General features: G+C 73.4%; 22 protein-coding genes. 10 read left to right on the top strand and 12 right to left on the bottom strand.

The window, feature by feature from the left end:
• Positions 1-203: 203 nt before the first annotated feature.
• Both groL and ABZT03_RS02405 read left to right on the top strand, forming a co-directional pair.
• Positions 204-1,826 carry a chaperonin GroEL gene (groL, locus tag ABZT03_RS02410; protein ID WP_356032364.1) on the top strand — a complete coding sequence of 541 codons (1,623 nt, stop codon included), beginning with the start codon at positions 204-206 and terminating at the stop codon, positions 1,824-1,826.
• Positions 1,827-2,078: 252 nt separating this feature from the next.
• A complete protein-coding gene (locus ABZT03_RS02405; protein ID WP_356032362.1) occupies positions 2,079-3,206 on the top strand; it encodes an NADH:flavin oxidoreductase in 1,128 nt (375 codons plus the stop codon).
• A gap of 30 nt (positions 3,207-3,236) precedes the next feature.
• On the opposite strand, the gene ABZT03_RS02400 is transcribed toward ABZT03_RS02405, so the two are convergent.
• The 4 genes from ABZT03_RS02400 to ABZT03_RS02385 all read right to left on the bottom strand — a co-directional run bounded on the left by ABZT03_RS02400 (position 3,237) and on the right by ABZT03_RS02385 (position 7,372).
• Positions 3,237-3,806 carry a hypothetical protein gene (locus ABZT03_RS02400; RefSeq protein WP_356032360.1) on the bottom strand — a complete coding sequence of 190 codons (570 nt, stop codon included), beginning with the start codon at positions 3,804-3,806 and terminating at the stop codon, positions 3,237-3,239.
• A 178-nt stretch (positions 3,807-3,984) separates the two neighbouring features.
• Positions 3,985-5,394 carry a PTS transporter subunit EIIC gene (locus tag ABZT03_RS02395; RefSeq protein ID WP_356032358.1) on the bottom strand — a complete coding sequence of 470 codons (1,410 nt, stop codon included), beginning with the start codon at positions 5,392-5,394 and terminating at the stop codon, positions 3,985-3,987.
• Positions 5,395-5,410: 16 nt separating this feature from the next.
• Complete coding sequence (murQ, locus tag ABZT03_RS02390; RefSeq protein ID WP_356032356.1) at positions 5,411-6,346, bottom strand: N-acetylmuramic acid 6-phosphate etherase; 936 nt, start codon at positions 6,344-6,346, stop codon at positions 5,411-5,413.
• Between the two features lie 108 nt (positions 6,347-6,454).
• Positions 6,455-7,372 carry a MurR/RpiR family transcriptional regulator gene (locus tag ABZT03_RS02385; RefSeq protein WP_356032354.1) on the bottom strand — a complete coding sequence of 306 codons (918 nt, stop codon included), beginning with the start codon at positions 7,370-7,372 and terminating at the stop codon, positions 6,455-6,457.
• A gap of 54 nt (positions 7,373-7,426) precedes the next feature.
• Between ABZT03_RS02385 and ABZT03_RS02380 the strand changes: the two genes are divergently transcribed.
• Complete coding sequence (locus ABZT03_RS02380) at positions 7,427-7,810, top strand: hypothetical protein (RefSeq protein ID WP_356032352.1); 384 nt, start codon at positions 7,427-7,429, stop codon at positions 7,808-7,810.
• Positions 7,807-8,085, top strand: coding sequence for a DUF4031 domain-containing protein (locus ABZT03_RS02375; RefSeq protein WP_356032350.1), 279 nt, complete (start codon positions 7,807-7,809; stop codon positions 8,083-8,085). Before ABZT03_RS02380 ends, ABZT03_RS02375 begins: the two co-directional genes overlap by 4 nt.
• Here the strand turns inward: ABZT03_RS02375 and ABZT03_RS02370 are convergent.
• Both ABZT03_RS02370 and ABZT03_RS02365 read right to left on the bottom strand, forming a co-directional pair.
• Positions 8,067-9,173, bottom strand: a complete 1,107-nt coding sequence (locus ABZT03_RS02370; RefSeq protein WP_356032347.1) for a GNAT family N-acetyltransferase — start codon at positions 9,171-9,173, stop codon at positions 8,067-8,069. The genes ABZT03_RS02375 and ABZT03_RS02370 overlap by 19 nt on opposite strands.
• A 26-nt stretch (positions 9,174-9,199) precedes the next feature.
• Positions 9,200-9,844 carry a hypothetical protein gene (locus ABZT03_RS02365; protein WP_356032345.1) on the bottom strand — a complete coding sequence of 215 codons (645 nt, stop codon included), beginning with the start codon at positions 9,842-9,844 and terminating at the stop codon, positions 9,200-9,202.
• 101 nt (positions 9,845-9,945) lie between these two features.
• On the opposite strand from ABZT03_RS02365, the gene ABZT03_RS02360 reads away from it, so the two are divergent.
• Positions 9,946-10,638 (top strand): copper homeostasis protein CutC, encoded by a 693-nt coding sequence (locus tag ABZT03_RS02360; RefSeq protein WP_356032343.1) that lies wholly within the window; start codon positions 9,946-9,948, stop codon positions 10,636-10,638.
• 40 nt (positions 10,639-10,678) lie between these two features.
• Here the strand turns inward: ABZT03_RS02360 and ABZT03_RS02355 are convergent, their stop codons facing one another.
• On the bottom strand, positions 10,679-12,670 hold the full coding sequence (locus ABZT03_RS02355) for a UvrD-helicase domain-containing protein (RefSeq protein ID WP_356032617.1): 1,992 nt from the start codon (positions 12,668-12,670) through the stop codon (positions 10,679-10,681).
• 392 nt (positions 12,671-13,062) lie between these two features.
• Between ABZT03_RS02355 and ABZT03_RS02350 the strand changes: the two genes are divergently transcribed.
• Positions 13,063-13,248, top strand: coding sequence for a hypothetical protein (locus ABZT03_RS02350; protein ID WP_356032341.1), 186 nt, complete (start codon positions 13,063-13,065; stop codon positions 13,246-13,248).
• A gap of 25 nt (positions 13,249-13,273) precedes the next feature.
• Here the strand turns inward: ABZT03_RS02350 and ABZT03_RS02345 are convergent, their stop codons facing one another.
• A complete protein-coding gene (locus ABZT03_RS02345) occupies positions 13,274-14,917 on the bottom strand; it encodes a DNA repair helicase XPB (RefSeq protein WP_356032339.1) in 1,644 nt (547 codons plus the stop codon).
• 84 nt (positions 14,918-15,001) lie between these two features.
• Positions 15,002-17,644, bottom strand: a complete 2,643-nt coding sequence (locus tag ABZT03_RS02340; protein WP_356032337.1) for a helicase-associated domain-containing protein — start codon at positions 17,642-17,644, stop codon at positions 15,002-15,004.
• 179 nt (positions 17,645-17,823) lie between these two features.
• Here ABZT03_RS02340 and ABZT03_RS02335 point away from each other — a divergent pair, with 179 nt between their 5' ends.
• Both ABZT03_RS02335 and ABZT03_RS02330 read left to right on the top strand, forming a co-directional pair.
• Complete coding sequence (locus ABZT03_RS02335; protein ID WP_356032335.1) at positions 17,824-18,858, top strand: hypothetical protein; 1,035 nt, start codon at positions 17,824-17,826, stop codon at positions 18,856-18,858.
• Positions 18,859-18,918: 60 nt separating this feature from the next.
• Positions 18,919-19,566 (top strand): haloacid dehalogenase-like hydrolase, encoded by a 648-nt coding sequence (locus ABZT03_RS02330; protein ID WP_356032333.1) that lies wholly within the window; start codon positions 18,919-18,921, stop codon positions 19,564-19,566.
• On the opposite strand, the gene ABZT03_RS02325 is transcribed toward ABZT03_RS02330, so the two are convergent.
• Positions 19,545-19,793: a hypothetical protein gene (locus ABZT03_RS02325; protein ID WP_356032331.1), complete on the bottom strand. Its 249-nt coding sequence runs from the start codon at positions 19,791-19,793 to the stop codon at positions 19,545-19,547. The two genes, ABZT03_RS02330 and ABZT03_RS02325, sit on opposite strands and share 22 nt — an antisense overlap.
• A gap of 362 nt (positions 19,794-20,155) precedes the next feature.
• Between ABZT03_RS02325 and ABZT03_RS02320 the strand changes: the two genes are divergently transcribed.
• Positions 20,156-20,383 (top strand): hypothetical protein, encoded by a 228-nt coding sequence (locus ABZT03_RS02320; protein WP_356032330.1) that lies wholly within the window; start codon positions 20,156-20,158, stop codon positions 20,381-20,383.
• 453 nt (positions 20,384-20,836) lie between these two features.
• A complete protein-coding gene (locus ABZT03_RS02315; protein WP_356032328.1) occupies positions 20,837-21,220 on the top strand; it encodes a cold-shock protein in 384 nt (127 codons plus the stop codon).
• Positions 21,221-21,244: 24 nt separating this feature from the next.
• Here the strand turns inward: ABZT03_RS02315 and ABZT03_RS02310 are convergent, their stop codons facing one another.
• A complete protein-coding gene (locus ABZT03_RS02310) occupies positions 21,245-22,120 on the bottom strand; it encodes a 1,4-dihydroxy-6-naphthoate synthase (protein WP_356032326.1) in 876 nt (291 codons plus the stop codon).
• On the bottom strand, positions 22,092-22,820 hold the full coding sequence (locus ABZT03_RS02305; protein WP_356032324.1) for a futalosine hydrolase: 729 nt from the start codon (positions 22,818-22,820) through the stop codon (positions 22,092-22,094). Before ABZT03_RS02305 ends, ABZT03_RS02310 begins: the two co-directional genes overlap by 29 nt.
• Positions 22,821-22,833: the final 13 nt, after the last annotated feature.

Below are 22,833 nucleotides of genomic sequence, written 5' to 3'. Positions count from 1 at the left end.
ATCCCGGGCAGGCGCTTGCACTCGGCATGGGCGAGTGCTAATCATTGGCGTTAGCACTCTGCAGGTGAGAGTGACAACGAGGATCGGGTCGGTGAGGCCCGCAGGCCAGGTGGGGCAAGGAACCACAGGGTCGGCGAGCCGTCCGTCGCGGGCGCCAGCGCGGTCCGGAGAAATCCACCCCCTGTCCGGGAGGACCACTTCACATGGCCAAGATCATCGCGTTCGACGAGGAGGCACGGCGCGGTCTCGAGCGCGGGATGAACCAGCTCGCCGACGCCGTCAAGGTCACCCTCGGCCCCAAGGGCCGTAACGTCGTCCTCGAGAAGAAGTGGGGCGCGCCCACGATCACCAACGATGGTGTTTCCATCGCCAAGGAGATCGAGCTCGAGGACCCGTTCGAGAAGATCGGCGCCGAGCTGGTCAAGGAAGTCGCCAAGAAGACGGACGACGTCGCCGGCGACGGTACGACCACGGCGACCGTGCTCGCCCAGGCGCTGGTGCGCGAGGGTCTGCGCAACGTAGCCGCCGGCGCCAACCCGATGGCCCTCAAGCGCGGTATCGAGAAGGCCGTCGAGGCCGTCTCCGGTGCCCTGCTCGAGCAGGCCAAGGATGTCGAGACCAAGGAGCAGATCGCCTCCACGGCCTCCATCTCCGCCGCCGACACCCAGATCGGCGAGCTCATCGCCGAGGCGATGGACAAGGTCGGCAAGGAAGGCGTCATCACCGTCGAGGAGTCCCAGACCTTCGGTCTGGAACTGGAACTCACCGAGGGTATGCGCTTCGACAAGGGCTACATCTCGGCGTACTTCGCCACCGACATGGAGCGGATGGAGGCGTCGCTCGACGACCCGTACATCCTGATCGCCAACTCCAAGATCGGTGCCGTCAAGGACCTGCTCCCGCTCCTGGAGAAGGTCATGCAGTCGGGCAAGCCGCTGCTGATCATCGCCGAGGACGTCGAGGGCGAGGCCCTGTCGACGCTGGTCGTCAACAAGATCCGTGGCACCTTCAAGTCCGTCGCCGTCAAGGCCCCGGGCTTCGGTGACCGCCGCAAGGCCATGCTCGGCGACATCGCCATCCTCACGGGCGGCGAGGTCATCTCCGAGGAGGTCGGCCTCAAGCTGGAGAACGCGTCCGTGGACCTTCTGGGCCGCGCTCGCAAGGTCGTCATCACCAAGGACGAGACCACGATCGTGGACGGCGCCGGCTCGGCCGACCAGGTCCAGGGCCGGGTCAACCAGATCCGCGCCGAGATCGAGAACTCCGACTCGGACTACGACCGCGAGAAGCTCCAGGAGCGTCTGGCGAAGCTGGCCGGCGGCGTGGCCGTCATCAAGGCCGGTGCCGCCACCGAGGTCGAGCTCAAGGAGCGCAAGCACCGCATCGAGGACGCCGTTCGCAACGCGAAGGCGGCCGTCGAGGAGGGCATCGTCGCCGGTGGTGGCGTGGCGCTCATCCAGGCTTCCTCGGTCTTCGAGAAGCTGGAGCTCACTGGTGACGAGGCGACCGGCGCCAACGCCGTGCGGCTCGCGCTGGAGGCCCCGCTCAAGCAGATCGCCGTCAACGGTGGTCTCGAGGGTGGCGTCATCGTCGAGAAGGTGCGCAACCTGCCCGTCGGTCACGGCCTGAACGCCGCGACCGGTGAGTACGTCGACATGATCGCCGAAGGCATCATCGACCCGGCGAAGGTCACGCGTTCCGCCCTGCAGAACGCCGCGTCCATCGCCGCGCTGTTCCTCACCACCGAGGCCGTCATCGCCGACAAGCCGGAGAAGTCCGCCGCGCCGGCCGGCGGCGGCATGCCGGGCGGTGACATGGACTTCTGAGCCTGACGGCTCGGACCCGGTCCGCTCGTACCGAGGGCGGCACCCCCTGGAGACAGGGGGTGCCGCCCTCGGTCGTGTCCGGGACCGGTCGGGCACGGGACCGGTCGTGTCCGGGATCACAGGCCCGCGGCCGGGGGCCGCGGAATGAGGATCGCGGCCGGGCGGTTGTGGTTGACGCGGACTCAATGCATGTGCACATACCGTCCGGTTTCTCCCATCCGTCTGTCGTACGCACCCTCAGGAGCCCTCCACGTGACCGCCACCACGCCCGCCGCCTCCCGCGCCGCCCAGCTCCTCTCCCGGCCGCTGTCCATCAACGGCCTGACCGTCCCGAACCGCATCGCGATGGCGCCCATGACCCGCATGTTCTCCCCGGGCGGCGTGCCCGGGGAGGACGTGCGGTCGTACTACGCCCGTCGCGCGGCCGCCGGGGTCGGCCTGATCGTCACCGAGGGCACCTACGTCGGCCACGAGTCGGCCGGACAGAGCGACCGCGTCCCGCGCTTCCACGGCGAGGACCAGCTCGCGGGCTGGGCGAAGGTGGCCGACGCCGTGCACGCGGCGGGCGGCAGGATCGTGCCGCAGCTGTGGCACATCGGCATGGTCCGCAAGCAGGGCGAGCCCCCCGTCGCCGAGGCTCCCGCGGTCGGCCCCTCCGGCCTGCGGGTCGACGGCACCGAGGGCACCGGCAAGGCGATGACCCAGCGCGACCTGGACGACGTCATCGGCGCGTTCGCCGAGGCCGCCGCGGCCGCCGAGCGCATCGGCTTCGACGGCGTGGAGCTGCACGGCGCCCACGGCTACCTCGTTGACCAGTTCCTTTGGGCGGGCACCAACCGGCGCACGGACGCCTACGGCGGCGACCCGGTGGCCCGGACGAAGTTCGCGGCGGAGATCGTCGCCGCGGTCCGCGCGGCCGTCTCGCCCGACTTCCCGGTCCTGTTCCGCTACTCCCAGTGGAAGCAGGAGGCCTACGACGCCCGCCTCGCCGAGACCCCGGAGGAGCTGGAGGCCATCCTGGCCCCGCTCGCCGCGGCCGGCGTCGACGCCTTCCACGCCTCCACCCGCCGCTACTGGCTGCCCGAGTTCGACGACTCCGACCTCAACCTCGCCGGCTGGACGAAGAAGCTCACCGGCCGGCCCGCGATCACCGTCGGCTCGGTCGGCCTGGACGGCGACTTCATCAAGGGCTTCATGGGCGAGGGCTCCCCGCTCAAGGGCATCGACGACCTCCTCGACCGCCTGGAGCGCGACGAGTTCGACATGGTGGCCGTCGGCCGCGCCCTGCTCCAGGACCCGGAGTGGGCGGCGAAGGTCCTCGGCGACCGCCTGGACGAACTGAAGCCGTACGACGCGTCGGCCCTGAAGACCCTGAGCTGACCCGGCTCCCCGGGCCGCCGAGGGGAGGCCCTACAGGTTGCCGAGGGGCTCGATGTCGACGTGCACCGGGGTGCCCCACACCCGCAGCACCTCGTAGTCGGTGAACTCGTGCACCAGCCGGTAGGCCATGGCCGCCCGGGGGCCCCGGCGCGCGGCGGCGAGATACAGCTCCGCCTCGCGCCGGTCGCGGCGCGGGGTGCCGCACAGCTGCCACGCCTGCCCGTTCCACTGCTCGGGCAGCCACCGCTGCTGCGGCTGCGGCCGGTCCTCGCGGACGCCGTAGCGGGACGACGCCCGTTCGCCGGTCCGGGCGAGCGGCGCCGGACCGTTGAACTCGGAGCGGCGAGCCGCCCGGCGCCGCGTCTCGCACAGCAGGCAGAGGTCGTGCGCGTTCTCGTCGACCGGCCCGTTCGGGTGCTCAGGGCACCGCGTGGTGGGCGCGGCCCCGGCGACGCTCTCCTCCAGCAGATCCAGCGCCCGCTTGAGATCCCCCTTGACCTCGTGCAGCCGCGCGTCCGGAGTGTCGCCGGTCAGCGTCTCCCCGTGCTCGCCCAGCAGGCGCAGAGCACGGCCCAGGGCGGTGAGCTGGGCGTGGTTCATGCGGTACGGCTCCGATCGGGGTCCGGGCAGTCGGCGGGCGGCCGCCGTCTCCCCTCCATGGTGCCCTGTCCCGCGCGGCGCCACGACGCCTTCACCGCCGCTGCGGCCTCGCCCGGACCGGTCCAGGTGACCGTTCCGCGCCCTCGGAGGCGGCGCCGGGGGTCTCCGGGCGCGAAGGTCAGCGGGGAGGGACCGCTGCCGGGGCGAGGCGGTCGGCCGCGGCGCCGGTGAATCCGAAGGCGTACGTCATCAGGAATCCCGTCAGGTAGCCGGTGAGCAGGCCGCCCGCGTAGATCGCCGCCGTCACCGCCAGGGGCCTGTTGCCCGCGAGCAGCGGGAACAGGGCCAGGCCCGACGGGCCGATCGCCGTGGTCCCCACCCGGTCGCCGAGCATCGCGAAGAAGCCGACGAACGCGCCGCCGGCCGCGCCGCCCGCGCAGGCGGTGAGGAAGGGGCGGCCGAGGGGGAGCGAGACGCCGTAGATCAGCGGTTCGCCCACACCGAGCAGTCCCGCGGGCAGCGCCGATCTGATCGTGGTGCGCAGCGAGGTGTCGTGGCGCAGCCGGACGTACACCGCGAGGGCGGCGCCGACCTGGCCGGCGCCGGCCATCGCCAGCACGGGCAGCAGGACGGTGTAGCCCTGCTGCTGGATGAGGGTGGTGTGGATGGGGATGAGGGCCTGGTGCAGGCCCAGCATCACCAGGGGCAGGAACAGTCCGCCGAGAACCAGGCCGGCGAACGCGCCCGTGGTGGCGAGCAGCCAGTTCGCGGCGGCGCCGATGGCGGTGGCGACCACGCCGGCCGCGTACATCAGGCCGTACAGCGTCACCAGGCCCGACACCAGGACGGTCAGGGTCGGGGTGAGGAGGACGTCGAGGGTCGCCGGGACGCGGGCGCGGCACCACTTCTCCACGCAGGTGCCGAGCAGCGCGGCGGCCAGCGCGCCGAGCACCCCGCCCTGCCCGGGAGCCAGTGCCACGCCGAACGCCGTCACCTTCGCCACGCCCGGATACACGACGACGGCCGCCACCGCGCCGCCCAGCACGGGCGTGCCGCCGAACTCCTTCGCCGTGTTGTGGCCGACGAACACCGCGATCAGGGCCATGAAGGCGGAGGCGACGGCGGCGAGGGCCGGGGTGAGGCCCGGCAGCAGGCCGAGGTTGACGAGCAGGCCGTTGAGACCGGCCAGGACGCCGCAGCCGATCAGCGCGGGGATCAGTGGGACGAAGATGTTCGCCAGGCGTCGCAGGGCGAGCTTGAGCGGGGTCGCGTTGCGGGCCCGGCGTGCCTCGCGCAACGCGTGGCCCCGGTCGGCGAGCTCGTCCGCCCGGGTCCCGGCCGCCGCCACCAGCGCCTCGAACTCGGGTGTGACCCGCGCGACCACGCCCGGCCCCAGCACGATCTGGTAGGTGTCGTCGGACACGATCCCGAGCACCCCGGGCAGCGCCCGCAGCGCCTCCTCGTCGACCAGGGAGCGGTCGGCCAGGCCCAGGCGCAGGCGGGTCATGCAGTGGGCGACGGAGATGACGTTCGCGGCGCCGCCCACCAGGGGCAGGAGCGCGGCGGCGGTGTCGTTGGAGGTGTGCACCCCCCGAGCGTGCTGGTCAGCGGGGAGCCGCCGCCAGCGCGGCGCGCAGATGGCCGCTCGACTCCTCCAGAAGGCGGGCGGCCGTCGGGCCGTCGACACCGGCGAGGATCGCCAGGATCGCGTTCTTCACCTCGCCGTCCGTCGCCGCGAGCGCGCGTTCGGTCTCCTGCTCGTCCGCGCCGGTGGCCAGCGCGACGATCCGGCGGGAGCGGGCCCGCAGTTTGTCGTTGGAGGCGCGCACGTCGACCATCAGGTTCCCGTACGTCTTGCCCAGCCGGATCATCGTGATCGTGGACAGCATGTTGAGGACCAGCTTCTGAGCCGTGCCCGCCTTCAGCCGGGTGGAGCCGGTGAGCAGCTCGGGTCCCACGACGACCTCGATGCCGTGCTCGGCGGCCGCCGCGAGCGCGCTGCCCGCGTTGCAGGCCAGGCCGATGGTCAACGCGCCTCCGGCGCGCGCGTGTTCCACCGCGCCGATGGCGTAGGGGGTGCGGCCGGAGGCCGAGACGCCGACCACCGTGTCGGCGGCGGTGAGGGCGAGCGCGTCGAGGTCGGCGCGGGCGAGTTCCGCCGAGTCCTCCGCGCCCTCGACGGAGGTGACCATGGCGTCGGGGCCGCCCGCGATCAGGCCGACGACCTGGGAGGGGTCGGTGTTGAAGGTGGGCGGGCACTCGGAGGCGTCCAGCACGCCGAGCCGGCCGGCGGTCCCGGCACCGGCGTAGACGAGCCGGCCGCCCCGGGCCATCCGCTCGGCCACGGCGTCGATGGCGGCGGCGATCTCCGGCAGCCGTGCGGCGACGGCGGCGGGGACGGCGGTGTCCTCGCCGTTCATCAGGCGGGCGATGTCGAGGGTGGGCAGCCGGTCGATGCCGGCGAGCTCGGGCCGGAACGCCTCGGTGGTCAGGGTCTCCAGCGCGGCACGGAGTTCGCGGGGGTCGGACGTGGAGGTCATGGAGATGCGGCTCTTTCTCGGAACGGTGTGAGGTCGGGCTCGGGCGTGCGGCGGCGCGGCCCGCCACGGTCGACCTGCCCGGGGACCCGCGACACCTGGAGTGAGGGGTTATCGCCGGTGCCGGTGCGCCAGCGCCTCGTAGGACGCGGACAGCGCCGGCGCGGCCCGGTCGTAGGTCCGCTGCGCCACCCCGATGAACAGGCAGTCCACGACCAGCAGTTGACTGGTCCGGGAGGACATCGCGGCCGGCCGCAGTTCGCTCTCCCGCGCGGTGGACGTCGTCAGCACGTGGTCGGCGTACTGCGTGACGGGGCCGTCGGGCCGCCCGGTGATCGCGACGGTGGTCGCGCCGTGCTCGAACGCGACCCGCAGCGGCTCGATCACGTCGCCGGTGGCCCCGGAGTGGGTGATCGCGATGGCCACGTCGCCGCCGCGCAGCTGCACCGCGTTGGTGACGGCCAGGTGCGGATCGCCGTGCGCGTGGGCTATGAGCCCTATGCGCAGCAGTTTCTGCGTGAGGTCCTGCGCGACCAGCCCGGACGCGCCGACGCCGTACACGTCGATGCGCCGTGCGGCCGCCGCCGCGCCGACCGCCGCGGCGAGCTGGGCGGTGTCGAGTCCGGCGGCGGTGTCGGCGAGGGTCTGCTGCTCGTCGTAGGCGAGTTTCGCCACCACGTCGGCGAGGGGGTCGTCCACCGCGATGTCCGTGGTGAGGGCGGGCGCGCGGCCGGACTGCTGCTGCGCGGCGAGCCCGGCCAGGGCCAGCCGCAGATCGCGGTAGCCGGGGTAGCCGAGCAGCCGGGCGGTGCGCACGACGGTGGCCTCGCTGGTGCCGGTGAGCCCGGCGAGACCGGTGACCGTGAGGGCCGCGCAGCCGGCCGGGTCCTTCGCGACGGCCTCGGCGACCCGCTGCATGGAGCGGGTCATGGAGGGCGCGAGCGTGCGCACCTTGGCGGCGAGGGCGGCGGGCGCGGGTGGTGCGGCGCCGGAGGCGGCACCGAAAGTTTCCTTCACGTTCCGGGTCACCTCTGAAAGATATTTTCGGTCCAGTCGGCGGTCAAGAGTGCGCACAATGGAGGCATGGACCCCATCAGCCCCCTGGAGCAGGCGTTGCACGCCGCACGCGCCCTCGTACTCGCCGACCTGGCCGCCGGTGAGGTCGCCGCCGCGGACGTGGTGTCCATGGTCGAGGAGTCGGTCGTCCAACGGCGCTGGTGGGTCGAGCAGTGGCCGGAGGGCAAGGAGTACGTCGCCGGACTGATCGCGCAGGACGTGCAGGACGCGCTCCTGGAGCGGTACGGCCGCTGGCCGCTGTGCCCGGTCTGCGGTTCCGGCGACCCGCACGCCCTGGAGGTCGAGCCGGAACTCGGCCCCGACCCGCACTGGGTGTGCCACAAGGCCGGCGTGCAGGTCGCGGCCGTCGGCACGCTGGGCCAGGTGCAGGGCGGGGCGGCGACCGCGTGACCCTCTACATCGACCCGCCCACCTGGCCCGGCCACGGACGCCTGTGGTCCCACCTGGTCAGCGACGTCTCCTACGACGAACTCCACGCCTTCGCCGCCTCGCTGGAGATCCCCCGGCGCGCCTTCGAGCGGGACCACTACGACGTGCCCTCGCACCGGTACGCGGACGCGGTGCGCGCCGGCGCGGTCGAGGTCGGCAGCCGCGAGGTGGTGCGGCTGCTGTACGGGGCGGGACTGCGCCGGCGCAAGGGGCGGGCTCAGCCGCGCAGTTCGTAGGCCAGCAGGCCCTCCTCGACGCCCTCCAGGACGCCGTCCCCGCCGACCCGGACGAACCCGGCGCGCCCGAGCACGGCCTGCGAGGGCGGGTTGTCCCGGTCGACCGTCGCGAACAGGGACGGTACGTCGTCCCGGGCCAGTGCCCAGTCCGCCAGCGCGCGCAGCGCCTCGGTGGCGTAGCCGTTGCCGCGGACGCTCTCGGCGAGGTCGTAGCCGATCTCGGCGCGGCCGTCCTCGTCCGGGGCGCCGTGGAAGCCCATGCCGCCTACCGCGCGGCCGTCCTCGCGCCGCACCAGCACGAACAGCCCGAACTCCGGCCGGTGCACCCCCGACTCGTAGGCCTTCACGGTCATTCCGGCGGCGTCCCGGGTGCCCTCGAAGGGGCCGTCCTCGACCCACTCGAACCCTCCGTCGCCGCCCGCGCGAAGGTCGGCGGCGGCCGCGGGTGTGACGCCCTGGAGGGTGAGGCGGGCGGCCGGCAGGACCAGGTTGTTGTTCCAGCGCCACCGGGTCAGCCGGGCGCGGCCGGGCAGCTCGCCGCGGCCGGTCGCCCACAGCAGGGTGGACCAGTGGTCGGGGCCGGGCCGCACATGCGGGAAGATCCGGGTCAGCACGGCCTCGGCGAGATGGGCGGGCGGCTCGTAGGGCAGGCCCAGACCCGTGGCGAGGTCGTGCGTGTGCAGCAGCACCTCGGCCACGCCCATCGCGGCGAAGCCCTCGCGGTCCGCGCTGCCGAAGGGGTACGGATGGAAGGCGCGGACCTCGCGCGGGGTGGTGCGCAGGGTCGCGGCGAACAGGGCACCGGTCGTCTCGACCACCTGGACCAGTCCCGTGTTGCCGGCGCGGTCGAGGCTGTGGCCGCTGCCGTCGACGGTGATCTCGAAGGGCACGTAGGCGTCCTGCGCCCGTCCGGCCAGTTGTCCCGCGTAGGCGAGGAGATCGCTCGCGATGTGCGCCACCGTCCGCCGGCAGTCCCAGTCGAGGCCGCCGGCCCGCACCTGCTCCCAGTCCCGCTCCAGCGCCGAACTCAGCACGGCCGTACAGCCCGTGACGGCTTCTTCCACGTAATCCCCGCCCATGAATCGCATGCGGGCAGGGTAGGCGGCAGGGCCCGTCACGGCGACAGGATTTCCAGCTCGGAGCGGAGGTTGTAGCGGGCCGTCGCCTCCCACTCGGCCTTCCCGTGGGGCGTCCTGAACAGGCTGGGCAGGTCCAGGAGTTGGCGCAGGACCGCGGCCCGGCCCGTGCGGAAGGCGTCGTTCGGGACGAAGCCGTACTCCTCGCGGACGGCGGCCGTGTAGGCGGCGTACGCGGACGGGGGCGAGGCGAGGACCGCGAGGTCGGCGTCGCACAGCACCTGCCCGTCGCGGTCGTCGTCGGCCGGTGCGTGGGTGAGCGTCAGCCGGACCAGACGGGCCGTCTCGGCCGTCCTCGCCCGCGGCACCCCGGCCTCCGGCAGGGCGCGTTCGGCGAGCTTGGCCGAGCGCTCCTCGTTCTCGGAGCGGTCGGGCCGGTACACCGCGTCGTGGAACCAGGCCGCGAGCCGGACCACGTCCGGATCGGCCGCCCACCCGGCCAGGACGTCGACGTGGTCGAGGACGGCCGTGAGGTGGGTGAGCGTGTGGTAGCGGCGCTGCGGTTCCTGCCAGCGGGCGAGCAGGTCGTCGGCGTACGGCACCGGGTCCGGTCCGCCGCCGGGGGCACGGGCCCCTTCCAGGGCACGGACGAAGCGGGCGCGCAGGGCATCGAGATCGGCCATACGGCCATTGTCCCCGTGACCGAACCGGGGGCGTACTCTTAGATTGGACTAGACCTGTAGTCGCCTACGGCCCGCCGACAGCCGCCGAAGAATGGGGTCCCATGAGCAAGCGTGCAGTCCTGGAGGTGATCGCCCTCGACGCCGAGGACGCCGTCGCCGCCCAGGCCGGAGGCGCGGACCGCCTCGAGCTGGTCACCGACATGGAGGCCGACGGGCTCACCCCGTCGGCCCGCACCTTCGCCGGTATCAGCGAGGCCGTCGACATCCCGCTGCGCGTCATGCTGCGGCCCACCGACGGCTTCGCGGCCGGCGACACCGGGCGCCTCGTGGACACCGCCCGCGAACTGCGCGACGCCGGGGCCGAGGAGTTCGTCCTCGGCTTCCTCGACGCCGGCGGCTGCGTCGACCTCACGGCCGTGGAACGGGTCGTCGCCGCCCTCGACGGCTGCCGCTGGACCTTCCACCGGGCCATCGACCGCGCCGCCGACCGCGACGCGCTGCGCAAGCAGCTGGACGGACTGCCGGGACTGGACACCTACCTGACGGCCGGCTCCGCGAGCGGCGTCGACGCCGGCCTGCCCACCCTCACCGCCGAGGCGGCGCGGAGCGGGGAACCCGGCTACGAGCAGCGGATCCTCGTCGGCGGCGGCCTCCGCCTCGACCACGTGCCCACCCTTCTGGCCGCCGGCATCGACGCCTTCCACATCGGTGGAGCGGCCCGCCCCGGAGGCTGGCGGCACCCGGTCTCGACCGCCGCGGTGACCCAGTGGCGCGAGGCGCTCGACGGGGCCTGAAAGGGCGTGCGGGCCCCGGAAGCCCGGGACCCGCACGGGGTCAAACGCCCTGCGGTTCCCGCCGGTCCCCGGTGAGCTGGTGGGGGAGCGGCTCCGTGTGGGTGACGGTCAGGCCGGAGACCGCCCGGGTCAGGGCCACGTACAGGCGGCGCAGGCCGGTGCGTTCGTCGGGTTCGCCGTCGACCACGGCCCGCGGCTCGTCCAGGACCACGTAGTCGTACTCCAGGCCCTTCGCCAGCGAGGCCGGGACCAGCGTCAGCCGCGTCTCGTACGTCGTCTCCTCACCCGGCGCGAGATGGCCGACGCCCGCCGCCGCGAGCGCCTCGGCCAGCGCCGGGATCCGCGCGTCCGCCGCGATCAGACCGGTGGAGCCCTCGTGGCGCAGCGACTCCGCGCAGGCCGCGACCACGTCGGCGGCACCGGTGACCTCGCGGACCTCGAAGAACCCCGGGTTCTCCCGCACCGACGCCACCGGGGTCAGCCCCGGCGCGATGTGCGGCAGCAGCCGCGAGGCGTACGTGATCACGTCCGTCGGCACGCGGAAACCCGCCGTCAGCTCCTCGATGACCCCGTCCGCCTTGCCGAGGTGCGCCAGCGCCTCCGCCCAACTGCGGGTCGCCCACGGCGTGGTGCCCTGCGCCAGGTCGCCGAGCACGGTCGCCGAACCGGTCGTGCAGCGCCGGCCCACCGCCCGGTACTGCATCGGGGACAGGTCCTGCGCCTCGTCCAGGACCACATGACCGAGTGAGTGCGTGCGCTGCACGAGATCCGTCGCCTCGTCGATCAGCACCGCGTCCGCCGCCGACCACCGGGCCGCCTTCACACCGCGCACCGGCTTCGCCCACAGGACCGTCTTGCGTTCGTCCTCGTCGAGCAGGCCCTCGGAGTGCGCGGCGAGGAAGTCCGCGTCCGTCAGCAGCCGCAGCACCAGCTTCGCCGGGTCGACCGGCGGCCAGATCGCCCGCACGGCCGCCTTCACCGCCGCGTTGCGGGCCACGGCGTCCTGCACCCGGTCGTCCGGTGCCTCGCCCGACCGCTCCATCTGCACCAGCACCGCGTGCGCGATGCGCTGCGGCAGGGCCTCGCGGGCGGCGCCGTAGCGGATGTCGCGCTCCAGCAACTCGCGGACGATGCCCTCCAGTTCGTAGGCCGGGACCCGCCAGCGGCGGGAACCGCGCACCACCACGACCGGCTCGGTGGGCATGCTCACGTGGGAGCGGACGGCCCGCTTCAGCACCTCCGCCATCCGGGCGTCGCCCTTCACGACCGCGGCGACCGCCTCGTCCGTGCCCCGCACCTCGACATGGGCCACCAGGTCGTCCACGGTGGCCTGCCGCACCGACAGCTCGCCCAGGGCGGGCAGCACCTGCTCGATGTAGTGCAGGAAGGACCGGTTCGGCCCGATCACCAGAGTGCCGGTACGGGCCAGCCGTTCGCGGTGCGCGTACAGCAGATAGGCGACCCGGTGCAGACCGACGGCCGTCTTGCCGGTGCCGGGGCCTCCCTGCACGCACACCGTCCCGCCCAGCCCGCTGCGGACGATCTCGTCCTGCTCGGGCTGGATCGTCGCCACGATGTCCCGCATCGGACCGACACGCGGCCGCTCGATCTCCCGCTGGAGCAGCTTGCTGGTGGCGGCCGTCTCCGCCGGGTCGGACAGGTGCTCGTCCTCGTACGCCGTCAGGTCGCCGCCGGTGTAGCCGAAGCGGCGGCGCAGCCCCACGTCCATCGGGTCCTTCTTGGAGGCCCGGTAGAACGGCTGCGAGACCGGCGCCCGCCAGTCGATCACCATCGGGTCGCCCCCGCCGTCGTGCACGTGCCGGCGCCCGATGTAGAAACGCTCACCCTCCGCGCCCTCGGCCCGGTCCGCGCCCGGAGCGTGCAGGTAGTCGAGACGACCGAAGAACAGCGGCGTGTGACTGAGGTCGGCGAGTGCCTTGATGCGCTCCCCGATCTGGCGTTCCAGGATCTGCGCGTTGACCCAGTTCGCGGTGACGTCACGGATGTCGAGCGACTCGACGTCCTCCCGCATGGCGCGCAGGGCCGCCCGGGAGGAGGAGAGATGGGACCGTTCGCGGGCGAGGGGATCGTCGTCGACGGGCGTGGACAAGGGGGTGCCTCCGAAGGACCGGCGGGTGGACCGCGCGAAGCGGACCGCGCGACGTACGCGTGGATGCCGGCCGGTTTCCGTCCGGACGGCGGCACTCCGAGCGGAGGCGGGGAAGCGGAGATTCTAGGCGAGCGGGACGGCGGGGACCAACGCGTTATTCTCCGCGCCGCGGGCCGCGCCCTCCCGGCGTCCCCTAGGGGACACACCCTCACCTCCGGAGGGGAACGGCTCGGCCTGGAGTACTACGCGGTGACCTGCGGGGCTCGCCCCGCAGACCGATGCCACCCTTATGCCCGTAAAGCCACTATGGAGGTATGAGCGCAGCAACCATCACCCCAGCACCGCGCCCGCCCCGCCCGGCCGGCGCCACCCCCGTCCTCGGCAGCCACCGGCACATCCTCGGCGAGAGCCTGCACGCCGTCCGCGTCTTCGTGGGCGCAGCCTTCGACGTGGTCGTCCTCGGTGAGTACGGCGAGGAGGCGGGCGTCCGCCGCAGGTGACCGCCCGCCCCGGCCGGACTCCCGCTCAGCTCTCCGCGAGCAGTTCGTCCGCGTCCACGATCCGGTACGCGTAGCCCTGCTCGGCCAGGAAGCGCTGCCGGTGCGCCGCGAAGTCCTGGTCGATCGTGTCGCGCGCCACCACGGAGTAGAAGTGCGCCTGATGCCCGTCGGCCTTCGGCCGCAGCACCCGGCCCAGCCGCTGCGCCTCCTCCTGGCGTGAACCGAAGGTCCCCGACACCTGGATGGCGACCGTCGCCTCCGGCAGGTCGATGGAGAAGTTCGCGACCTTCGACACCACCAGCACGCTGATCTCGCCCTCCCGGAACGCGCCGAAGAGCTTCTCGCGCTGCGCGTTGCTCGTCTCACCCTTGATGACCGGCGCGTTCAGATGCTCGCCCAGCTCGTCCAACTGGTCGATGTACTGCCCGATCACCAGGATCTGCTGCCCGGCGAACCGCCGCACGATCGCCTCCGTGACCTTCCGCTTGGTCGCGGTGGTCGCGCAGAAGCGGTACTTCTCCTCCGCCTCGGCGGTCGCGTACGCCAGCCGCTCGGAGTCCGTCAGGTTGACCCGCACCTCGACACAGTCCGCCGGCGCGATGTACCCCTGCGCCTCGATCTCCTTCCACGGCGCGTCGAACCGCTTCGGCCCGATCAGCGAGAAGACGTCCGACTCCCGGCCGTCCTCCCGCACGAGCGTCGCCGTCAGCCCCAGCCGCCGCCGCGCCTGGAGATCCGCCGTGAACTTGAACACGGGCGCGGGCAGCAGGTGCACCTCGTCGTAGAGGATCAGCCCCCAGTCCCGCGAGTCGAACAGCTCCAGGTGCGGATAGACACCCTTGCGTCTCGTCGTCAGCACCTGGTAGGTGGCGATGGTGACGGGCCGGATCTCCTTCCGCGTCCCGCTGTACTCGCCGATCTCCTCCTCGGTCAGACTCGTCCGCTTCACCAGCTCGTGCTTCCACTGCCGGGCCGAGACGGTGTTGGTGACCAGGATCAGCGTGGTCGACTTGGCCTGCGCCATCGCGCCCGCGCCCACCAGCGTCTTGCCCGCCCCGCACGGCAGGACCACGACCCCCGAGCCGCCGTGCCAGAAGTTCTCCACGGCCTGCTTCTGGTAGGGCCGCAGCGCCCACCCGTCCTCGTCCAGGTCGATCGCGTGCGCCTCGCCGTCGACGTACCCGGCGAGGTCCTCCGCGGGCCAGCCCAGGCGCAGCAGCGTCTGCTTGATCTGCCCGCGCTCGGAGGCGTGCACGGCCACGGTGTCCGGGTCCAGACGCGCCCCGACCAGCGGGATGATCCGCTTGGAGCGGAGGATCTCCTCCAGGACGGGCCGGTCGGTGGTGGTCAGCACCAGACCGTGCGTCGGATGCTTGCTGAGGGTCAGCCGCCCGTAGCGGTCCATCGTCTCGGCGATGTCGACGAGCAGCGCGTGCGGCACCGGATACCGGCTGTACTGCACCAGCGCGTCCACGACCTGTTCGGCGTCGTGCCCGGCCGCCCGCGCGTTCCACAGCCCCAGCGGCGTCACCCGGTAGGTGTGGATGTGCTCGGGAGCCCGCTCCAGTTCCGCGAACGGCGCGATCGCCCGACGGCAGTCACCGGCCTGCTCGTGGTCGACCTCCAGGAGCAGGGTCTTGTCGGACTGGACGATGAGTGGACCATTCACGCGCGGCTGCCTTTCTGCACGGAGCTGCATGAACCGGCGTGCCTACGCACGGCCAAACGTCCAGTGTGCCCTACCGGCCGACGATCACAGCTGGTCGTCGGCCAGCTCCGCGACCCCCGTCACCCGGTGCAGCGGGTACGTCCGCACCTCGTCCGCGGTGTGGTCGTACGCCGTGACGAAGCCGCCCTCGACCCGGACCGGCGCGATGACCCGCTGACTGGCGGCGCCCTCCGCGTTGACGTAACCGATCCACAGGGCCTCGCCGGTGAGGACGGCGGCCTGCATGGTGGCCAGGGTCTCGGCGGAGCTGGTGCGCGGCAGCTCCCCGCCCGCCACCGGGGCGGCGCTGGGCCGGCGCGGGGCCGTCGCGGCCAGGTCACCCGCCCGCACGGCCCGGATCGCCGCCGACAGCAGCGTCGCGTCGGGCACCGGCGGACCCTCCGGCACCGGCTCGGGCGCCGTACGCGGCGGGGTCCGGTGCGCGTGCGCGCGGGCGATCAGCACATCGCCCTCGGCGGACTCCGCGGCCGGCGCGAAGCCCATCGCGCGCAGCCCCTCGAGGAGCGTGCCCGGGTCGGCCTGCGCCGCCAGCACGGTCGGCGCCAGCCGCCGCAGCCCCAGGCCCGCGGCCCGCTTGTCGGCGAGGATCTCACTGAGCTGCGCGTCGTCGTCGCAGCGCACGTACGCCGAGGCCGCGCCGACCCGCAGGTGCCCGTGCCGCCGGGCGACGTCGTCGATCAGATAGGCGAGCGGCTGCGGCACCGGCGTACGGGAGTGCGCGGCGAGGAAACTCTGCAAGTCCGAAGCCGACCGGCCCGCGTCCAGGGCCCGGCGCACCGAGGCCGGCGTGAACCGGTAGACCGTGGCCCCGCCCTTCGACTCGACATCGCCGAGGACGTCCAGCACGTCGGCCAGCGGGCGACGCAGCGGACCCGGCGCCACCGCCGTCAGGTCGGCCTGCAGCAGCACATGCTCCAGCGGCTCGGGCAGCAGCGGGGCCAGCAGCCGGGCGGCGGCCGCGCAGGCGGCGGCCTGCTCGCCCGCGGACAGGGGCTCGGGGACGACCGCCGTGCCGCCAAACCCGTACGACGGTCCCCCACCGGACCGGTGCGGCGCCGACGTCCGGCTCCCCGGCGCGTGGTGCACGGGCAGCTTGTCGCCGGGTCCCGCCGGCTCCGCGGCCCGCGCGCTCCGCTCCCGCGCCGCCGGCTCCGCGTCCCGCCCGCTGCCCTCCTGCGCCGGCTTCGGTGCGACCGCCCCGAGCAGCGCCCGCCCGTGCGCCGACAGGGCACCCCGGCCGGTGACACCCAGCAGCTCCGCCTCCGACAGCGTCCACCGCGCGAGCCGGCCCCGCAGGTCGTCGTCCTGCTGCGGACCGCGCAACGGCCGCTCCCAGCGCAGCCGGGCGAGAACCGACCCCGCGGACGGGGAGAAACCCTCCGGCAGCCCGGCCAGCAGCGTCAGCACCCGGTGCCGCACCTCCGGAGCCGCCGAGCGGTCCAGACCCGGACCGAGCGCCGACAGCGTGCGCTCCTTCGCGTCGCGCCCACCGACCACCCCCGGCGTCCGGGTCGCCGTCAGCCACGCCTCCGCCAGCCGCGCCCAGCGCCGCGCCGGAGGCTGCTCCAGCCACTCGTCGTATGCCGGGGTCGCCGCGTACCGCTCGTCCGCCTCCCCGTCGGAGGCCAGCAGCCCCGCCGCGTAGGCGAGTTCGACCCAGAACGCGGCGACCGGCTCCGCCACGTCGAGGGCGACCGCCGTGCGCTTGAGGTCCCGGACACTCAGCCCCCCGGCCCGCAGCACCGCCGGACCACCCTCGTCCCAGTCCTTCAGCAGCTCCTCCACGGTCGCCAGCGCCGTGTACGCCTGCCCGGCCGCCGCCGCGTCCACCACCTGCGGACGGTGCGTGCCGGCCGCCTCCACCGCGGGCGGCACCGGCTCGGCCGCCCGGTGCGCCCGCCCCCCGCGCAGGTGCAGCGCCACCTCCCGCGGCAGGACGACCGTCCCCGGCGCCGTCGGCAGCAGCAACCCGCGGTCCAGCAGCCGCCGCAGATGCGCCGCGGGCTCCGCCGTGACCTGACCGTACGGCGGACCCCACACCAGCCGGGACAGCACCTCCCGGGACTCCTCCGGCAGTTCCGCCAGCAGCGCCGCCATCCGCACCCGGTCCCGGAACAGCGCGGTCAGCGCCTCCACTGCCGACACCGAGTCGTGCGTCGACGCCAGCCCCGCCGACGCGACGATCTCCTGGATACGGCCCGGCGACATGCCCGCGGTGGCCTCCGCGACCGTGGGGCCCAGCCCCGTCGGCGACGGATGCTGCGGCGAGGGGGCCAGCAGCTCCCGCGCCGTACGCACCAGACGCAGCCGCTCGTCGTCCCCCCACACCAGCGCCTGCTCGCGCAGCGTCCCCAGCGCGCTCGGCACCGCGGCCGCCACCACCGGATCCCCCTCGTCCCCGGCCATCAACGCCAGCAGTTCCGCGTACGGCGCCGGGTCCGCGGCGACGGCCAGGGCCTCCGCCGTCTGGAGCGCGAACCGGTCCAGCCGCTCCAGGGCCCGCACGACCGACGCACGCGTGCCGGCCCGCGTCGCGAGCTGCGTGAGATCCGTGGGCACCGGCGTGACGAGGTCGGGGCGGGCACGCAGAAGGACCGCCAGGGCCGCGTCGTCCCGTGCGCGGAGGGCCTCCGCGAGGGACCGGGGCGGGGATGCCGGGTTGCTCATCCGCCCCACGTTAGCGGGTCACCCCCGGCGGCCGACCCGGGCGTGCGGTCCCGCGCCGGCCCGCCTCCCGCCCGGGCCGGAACGCCCCCGCCACCGGACGGCGTACCGGCCGGCAGAGGCTGACCTGCGCTACCGTCGTCCCACGGGGTATCCAACGCACCGGCCCCGGAGGGGACTTCGTGGGTATCGAGAGCGACCAGGTCGTCTACGAGTATCTGAGCCGCGTCGGCGACGTGGCCCAGCAGCGGCAGCTGCCGTCCGGCACCCGCATGCGGCTCGTCTCGGAACTGCGCAACGAGATCGACCGGCGGCGCGCCAAGGTGCCCGTCGACTCTCCCGCCGCCGTCCGCCGCATCCTCGACCGCATCGGCAGCCCTGACGACGTCGTCGCCGCCGCGGGCGGCACCGGCGGCCAACCGCGGACCCCGACGCCCGCCGTACCCGTGCAGCGCGACCGCGAGGCGGAGGACACCGAGCGGCCCAAGGGCCTGCGCCGCATGGTCCCCCGGCCCCGCCCCGCCCAGCCGCCCGAGCCCACCGCCTCCGACGCGCCCTCCCCACCGCACCTGGCGAGCGCCCACGAACTCGGCGACGTCACCCGGCAGCCCGACTGGTGGCGGGTGGACGGCAGCCCCTTCGGACTCGGGGACGCCGTGCCCGGGTTCGTCGGCGGAGTGGAGATCCCTGAACTGCTGAAACCGCCGCCGCCCAAGGAGACGGACCCGGCCGCCACCAAGGAGACCGCGCCGGCCGTCGAGGTGACCGGCGCCCCCGCCGCCCCGCCCGCCCGACGCCGCCGCCTGCTGCCCCGGCGCCTGCGAAAGAACCGCACCTCGCCCGCTCCCACCGCCGCGCCCACCGCGACCGCCAGGGCCCGCGGCTGGAGCAACCCCCTGCTCCTGCTCGCCGCCGCCCTCCTCCTCGCGGGGGCCGTCCTCGGCAACCTGCCGGTCCTCGTGGTGGGCTGGCTGATCACCTACGCCTCACGCCGGCTGACCCAGACCGAGACGAAGTGGGCGGTCGTGTTCCTGCCCGGACTGGCCGTCGCGGCCGGCTTCGGCTGGATCTGGGGCCGGACCCGGGGCCGCTGGGGCGAGCCGATCGCCCAGGGCCACATGAACGACGCGATCGGCCAGACCTGGCCCTGGGTCATCCGCGGCGCGGCCGTCGCCTCCGCCCTGTACCTGGTGTGGCGCTCGCAACGCCGGCGCTGAACCCTGCCGGCCGTCCCCGGCCCGCCCGGGGACACGTGTAAGCCGCACCGACTCGGCACAATGGCCCGCATGACCTCTCCCACGCTGACCGTCGGCTTCGATCTCGACATGACCCTCATCGACTCCCGGCCCGGCATCCGCGCCTGCTACCAGGCGCTCGCCGAACGGACCGGGACGTACATCGACGCCGACCTCGCGGTCACGCGGCTCGGTCCGCCGCTCGCGGACGAACTGGTCAACTGGTTCCCCGCGGAGCGCGTCCCGGCCATGACCGACCTCTACCGCTCGATGTACCCGGCGATCGCCATCACGCCCACCACCGCCATGCCGGGCGCCCGCGAGGCGCTCGCGGCGGTCCGGGCGGCCGGCGGCCGGGCGGTCGTCGTCACCGCCAAGCACCAGCCGAACGCCGAGCTCCACCTGGAGCACCTGGGCATCGAGCCGGACGCGGTCGTCGGCGACCTGTGGGCGGAGCAGAAGGCGCAGGCGCTGCGCGCGCACGGGGCCGGCGTGTACGTCGGCGACCACGTCGGGGACGTACGCGGCGCCCGCACGGCCGGAGCCCTCGCGGTCACCGTCGCCACCGGCCCGTGCAGTCCCGAGGAGTTGCGCACGGCGGGCGCGGACGTCGTCCTCGGCGGGCTCGGCGAGTTCCCGGACTGGCTCGCCGCCTTCGCGATACCGCCCTACCGCCCGGCCCGCGCCTGACGGCGCCCCGCCGCCACGGACCTCAGCACACCGGCGGCGGCCAGCAGGAAGCCCACGCCCATGAGCATGCTCAGTCCGAACATGTAGGTGGGGAACGGCCTCGTGTCGAGCAGCAGCGGGGCCACGGTGACGAGTGTGGCCACGGCGCCGACGAAGAACACGACAACGCCGGCCCGGACCAGTCGGTCACCGGGCCCGGCGGAATTCACTTGGGTTCTGTCACGCACGGGACCAGGGTAGTTCCCTGCCCGAAGGAGCAACCGGCGTGGCGTGATCAGACACCCTGTCAGCTCCCCTCTCCCGTCCGGCGTCCTGGTGGGGGAGGCGGAGGCACGGACGTCTCAGGCTCCATCTCTCCCTGGTACGGGACTCTCTCAGGCGAGGGAACTCCAGTCGGCAGGGACGACGGACAGGGGCAGAAGGAGTCCTGCCGCCGTATGCCGAAGGGTCTGTCGGTAAAGGTCGCTCTCCCGGCCAGGCAGGAAGAGGAAAGAGTCAACCGGCTCCCAAGTCGACGGGCAGGAAGTACGGGGAAGTCCGGGAAGCCAAAGAGCAGGAGGACCGCAGGGAATTCCTGCGGACTCACCACGTGAAGGTCCGGGCTTGGGGTAAGGGTGTCGACCACTGCGACAGGGCAACGGTCATGGACCTGGGAGATGTCCAGGCCAGGGCACAGGAGCTGCGCCTGAGCAAGGGTGACGGAACGGGCAGGCTCCTGATCGGCCAGAATGTACCGGCGCACCGGATCAGCCCCGAGTTGAGGGAATTCACCGAGGGGGAAGTTCTCGCATTTCCAGAGGAACTCGAAGCGGCGTGAAAGAAAGAGGCGTGAGGGAAATCCCCGAGGGGAGGCGGTAGCCGGAAGGCGCCCTCAGGATGCGAATAGGCGGGTCGTCCTCTTTCACGGCGACTATTCCGGCGCACGCCCGACAGGCATGCGTGCGTGGAACCGCGCCCCGCATCCTCACCGGGAATCTCACCGGTGACTACTTCCCTAGGAGAGAAGGCGATTGCCCTTTACGGCAGCGGTCGGCTTGGCCGCGCTTGAGCGAGACATGGCCGTTGAGCGCACTCGTGCTGGTCGCGACGCTCCTACCGCCACATCGGTCGACCCCTCACACTTCCTTCACCACCTTGAGCCCTTGCCTCCCTGGCGCGGGCCCGGCGCTGTTTTAAGGCGTGTTCCGCTGGAGAGACCCCCGGTAGGGTGTTTCGACGGAAGTTCAGGGCGTCCGGTGTCAGTCCGGCAGCTATCGAGGGAGCGTGTGCTTTGCCGACTGGCAAGGTCAAGTGGTTCAACAGTGAGAAGGGCTTCGGCTTTCTCTCCCGTGACGACGGCGGTGACGTCTTCGTCCATTCCTCGGTCCTCCCCGCCGGAGTCGAGATGCTCAAGCCGGGCCAGCGGGTGGAGTTCGGAGTGGTCGCCGGGCAGCGCGGTGACCAGGCCCTCTCGGTCACCATCCTCGATCCGACGCCGTCCGTCGCGGCCGCGACCCGCAGAAAGCCCGACGAACTCGCCTCCATCGTCCAGGATTTGACGACCCTCCTGGAGAACATCACGCCGATGCTGGAGCGGGGCCGTTACCCCGACAAGGCGTCCGGGGCGAAGATCGCGGGCCTGCTGCGCGCGGTCGCCGACCAACTGGACGTGTAAGGACCCGCCCCCGCCGTGAGGCGCTCAGGGGAAAGCGAGCGCGTCCGGGCCGAGGGGCGGAACCAGTCCCTCGGCCGCCGCGCGCGTGAGCAGTCCGCGTACCGCCGCGTAGCCGTCGTCGCCGAGGTCGGCGGTGAATTCGTTGACGTACAGCCCGATGTGCTGGTCGGCGACCTCCGGGTCCATCTCCTGGGCGTGTTCCATCACGTAGGGCCGGGAGACCGCGGGGTCGTCCCAGGCCGCCCGCACCGACGTGCGGATCGACTCCGCGAGCGCGGTCAGCGTCGCGGCGCCCAACGCCCGGCGGGCGATGATCGCGCCCAGCGGGATCGGCAGCCCGGTCGTGTCCTCCCAGTGCTCGCCCATGTCGGCGAGCTTGTGCAGCCCGTAGTTCCGGTAGGTGAAGCGGGCCTCGTGGATGACGAGTCCGGCGTCGACCTTGCCGTCCCGTACGGCGGGCATGATCTCGTCGAACGGCATGACCACGATCTCGCCGACCCCGCCCGGCACCAGGTCCGCCGCCCACAGCCGGAACAGCAGGTAGGCCGTGGACCTCTCGCTCGGCACGGCCACGGTCCGGCCGGTGAGGTCGGTGCCCGCCTCCCGGGTCAGCACCAGCGGCCCGCAGCCCCGGCCCAGCGCGCCGCCGCAGGGCAGCAGCGCGTACTCGTCGAGGACGTACGGCAGCACGGCGTACGACACCTTCAGCACGTCGAGTTCGCCGCGCTCGGCCATGCCGTTGGTGAGGTCGATGTCCGCGAAGGTCACGTCGAGCGCGGGGGCGTCCGCGACGCGGCCGTGCGCGAGGGCGTCGAAGACGAACGTGTCGTTGGGGCAGGGGGAGTACGCGATCCGCAGGGTCTGCGGCCGCTCAGCGGTCTCGGTCGTGGGTGTCGTCATGTGGGTTCCAACTCTCCAGTGCGGGCGTGAGCTTCCCGAAGGCGTCCGAAAGAGCCATGAGGGCGTCGCCGATGCGCCAGGCGGTGCGGTCGCGCGGGCCGACCGGATTGGAGACGGCCCGGATCTCCAGCACGGGCACCCCGTGCGCGGCGGCGGCCTCGGCGACCCCGAAGCCCTCCATGGCCTCGGCCAGCGCCCGCGGGTGCCGGGTCCGCAGCGCGTGCGCGCTGGCGGCCGTACCGGTGACGGTGGACACCGTGAGGACCGTGCCGGCGCGCGCTCCGGTGGCCGCCGCGACCCCTCGTACGAGTGTTTCCGGTGGACGGTGGGTGACGGTCCCGAAGCCGAGTTCGGTCACCGGCAGGAAGCCGTCGGCCGTCTCGGCGCCCAGGTCGGCGGCGGTGATCTCGTCGGCGACCACGACGGATCCGACGGGCGCGCCGGGGGCGAAGCCGCCGCCGATGCCGGTGGAGACGGCCAGGTCGTAGGGGGCGCCGTCGAGGGCCGCGACGGTGAGGGCGGCGGCGACGGACGCGGCGGCCAGGGCGGGGCCCACGCCGGCGGCGATCAGGTCGGGGCCGCCTTCGGGGAGCTGGTGCAGGGTCACGCCCGGCACCCGCACCTCACGCGCCGGCCCGGAGAACGCGCGAGCCACCGCGTCCCGTTCGACGGGGACCGCGGTGGCTACGAGGATGCGCATGGCGGGGCCGGGA

This window comes from Streptomyces sp. NPDC005574 (assembly GCF_040605435.1).
GTDB lineage: Bacteria > Actinomycetota > Actinomycetes > Streptomycetales > Streptomycetaceae > Streptomyces.
This window is presented reverse-complemented; position numbering and strand designations above follow the sequence as displayed.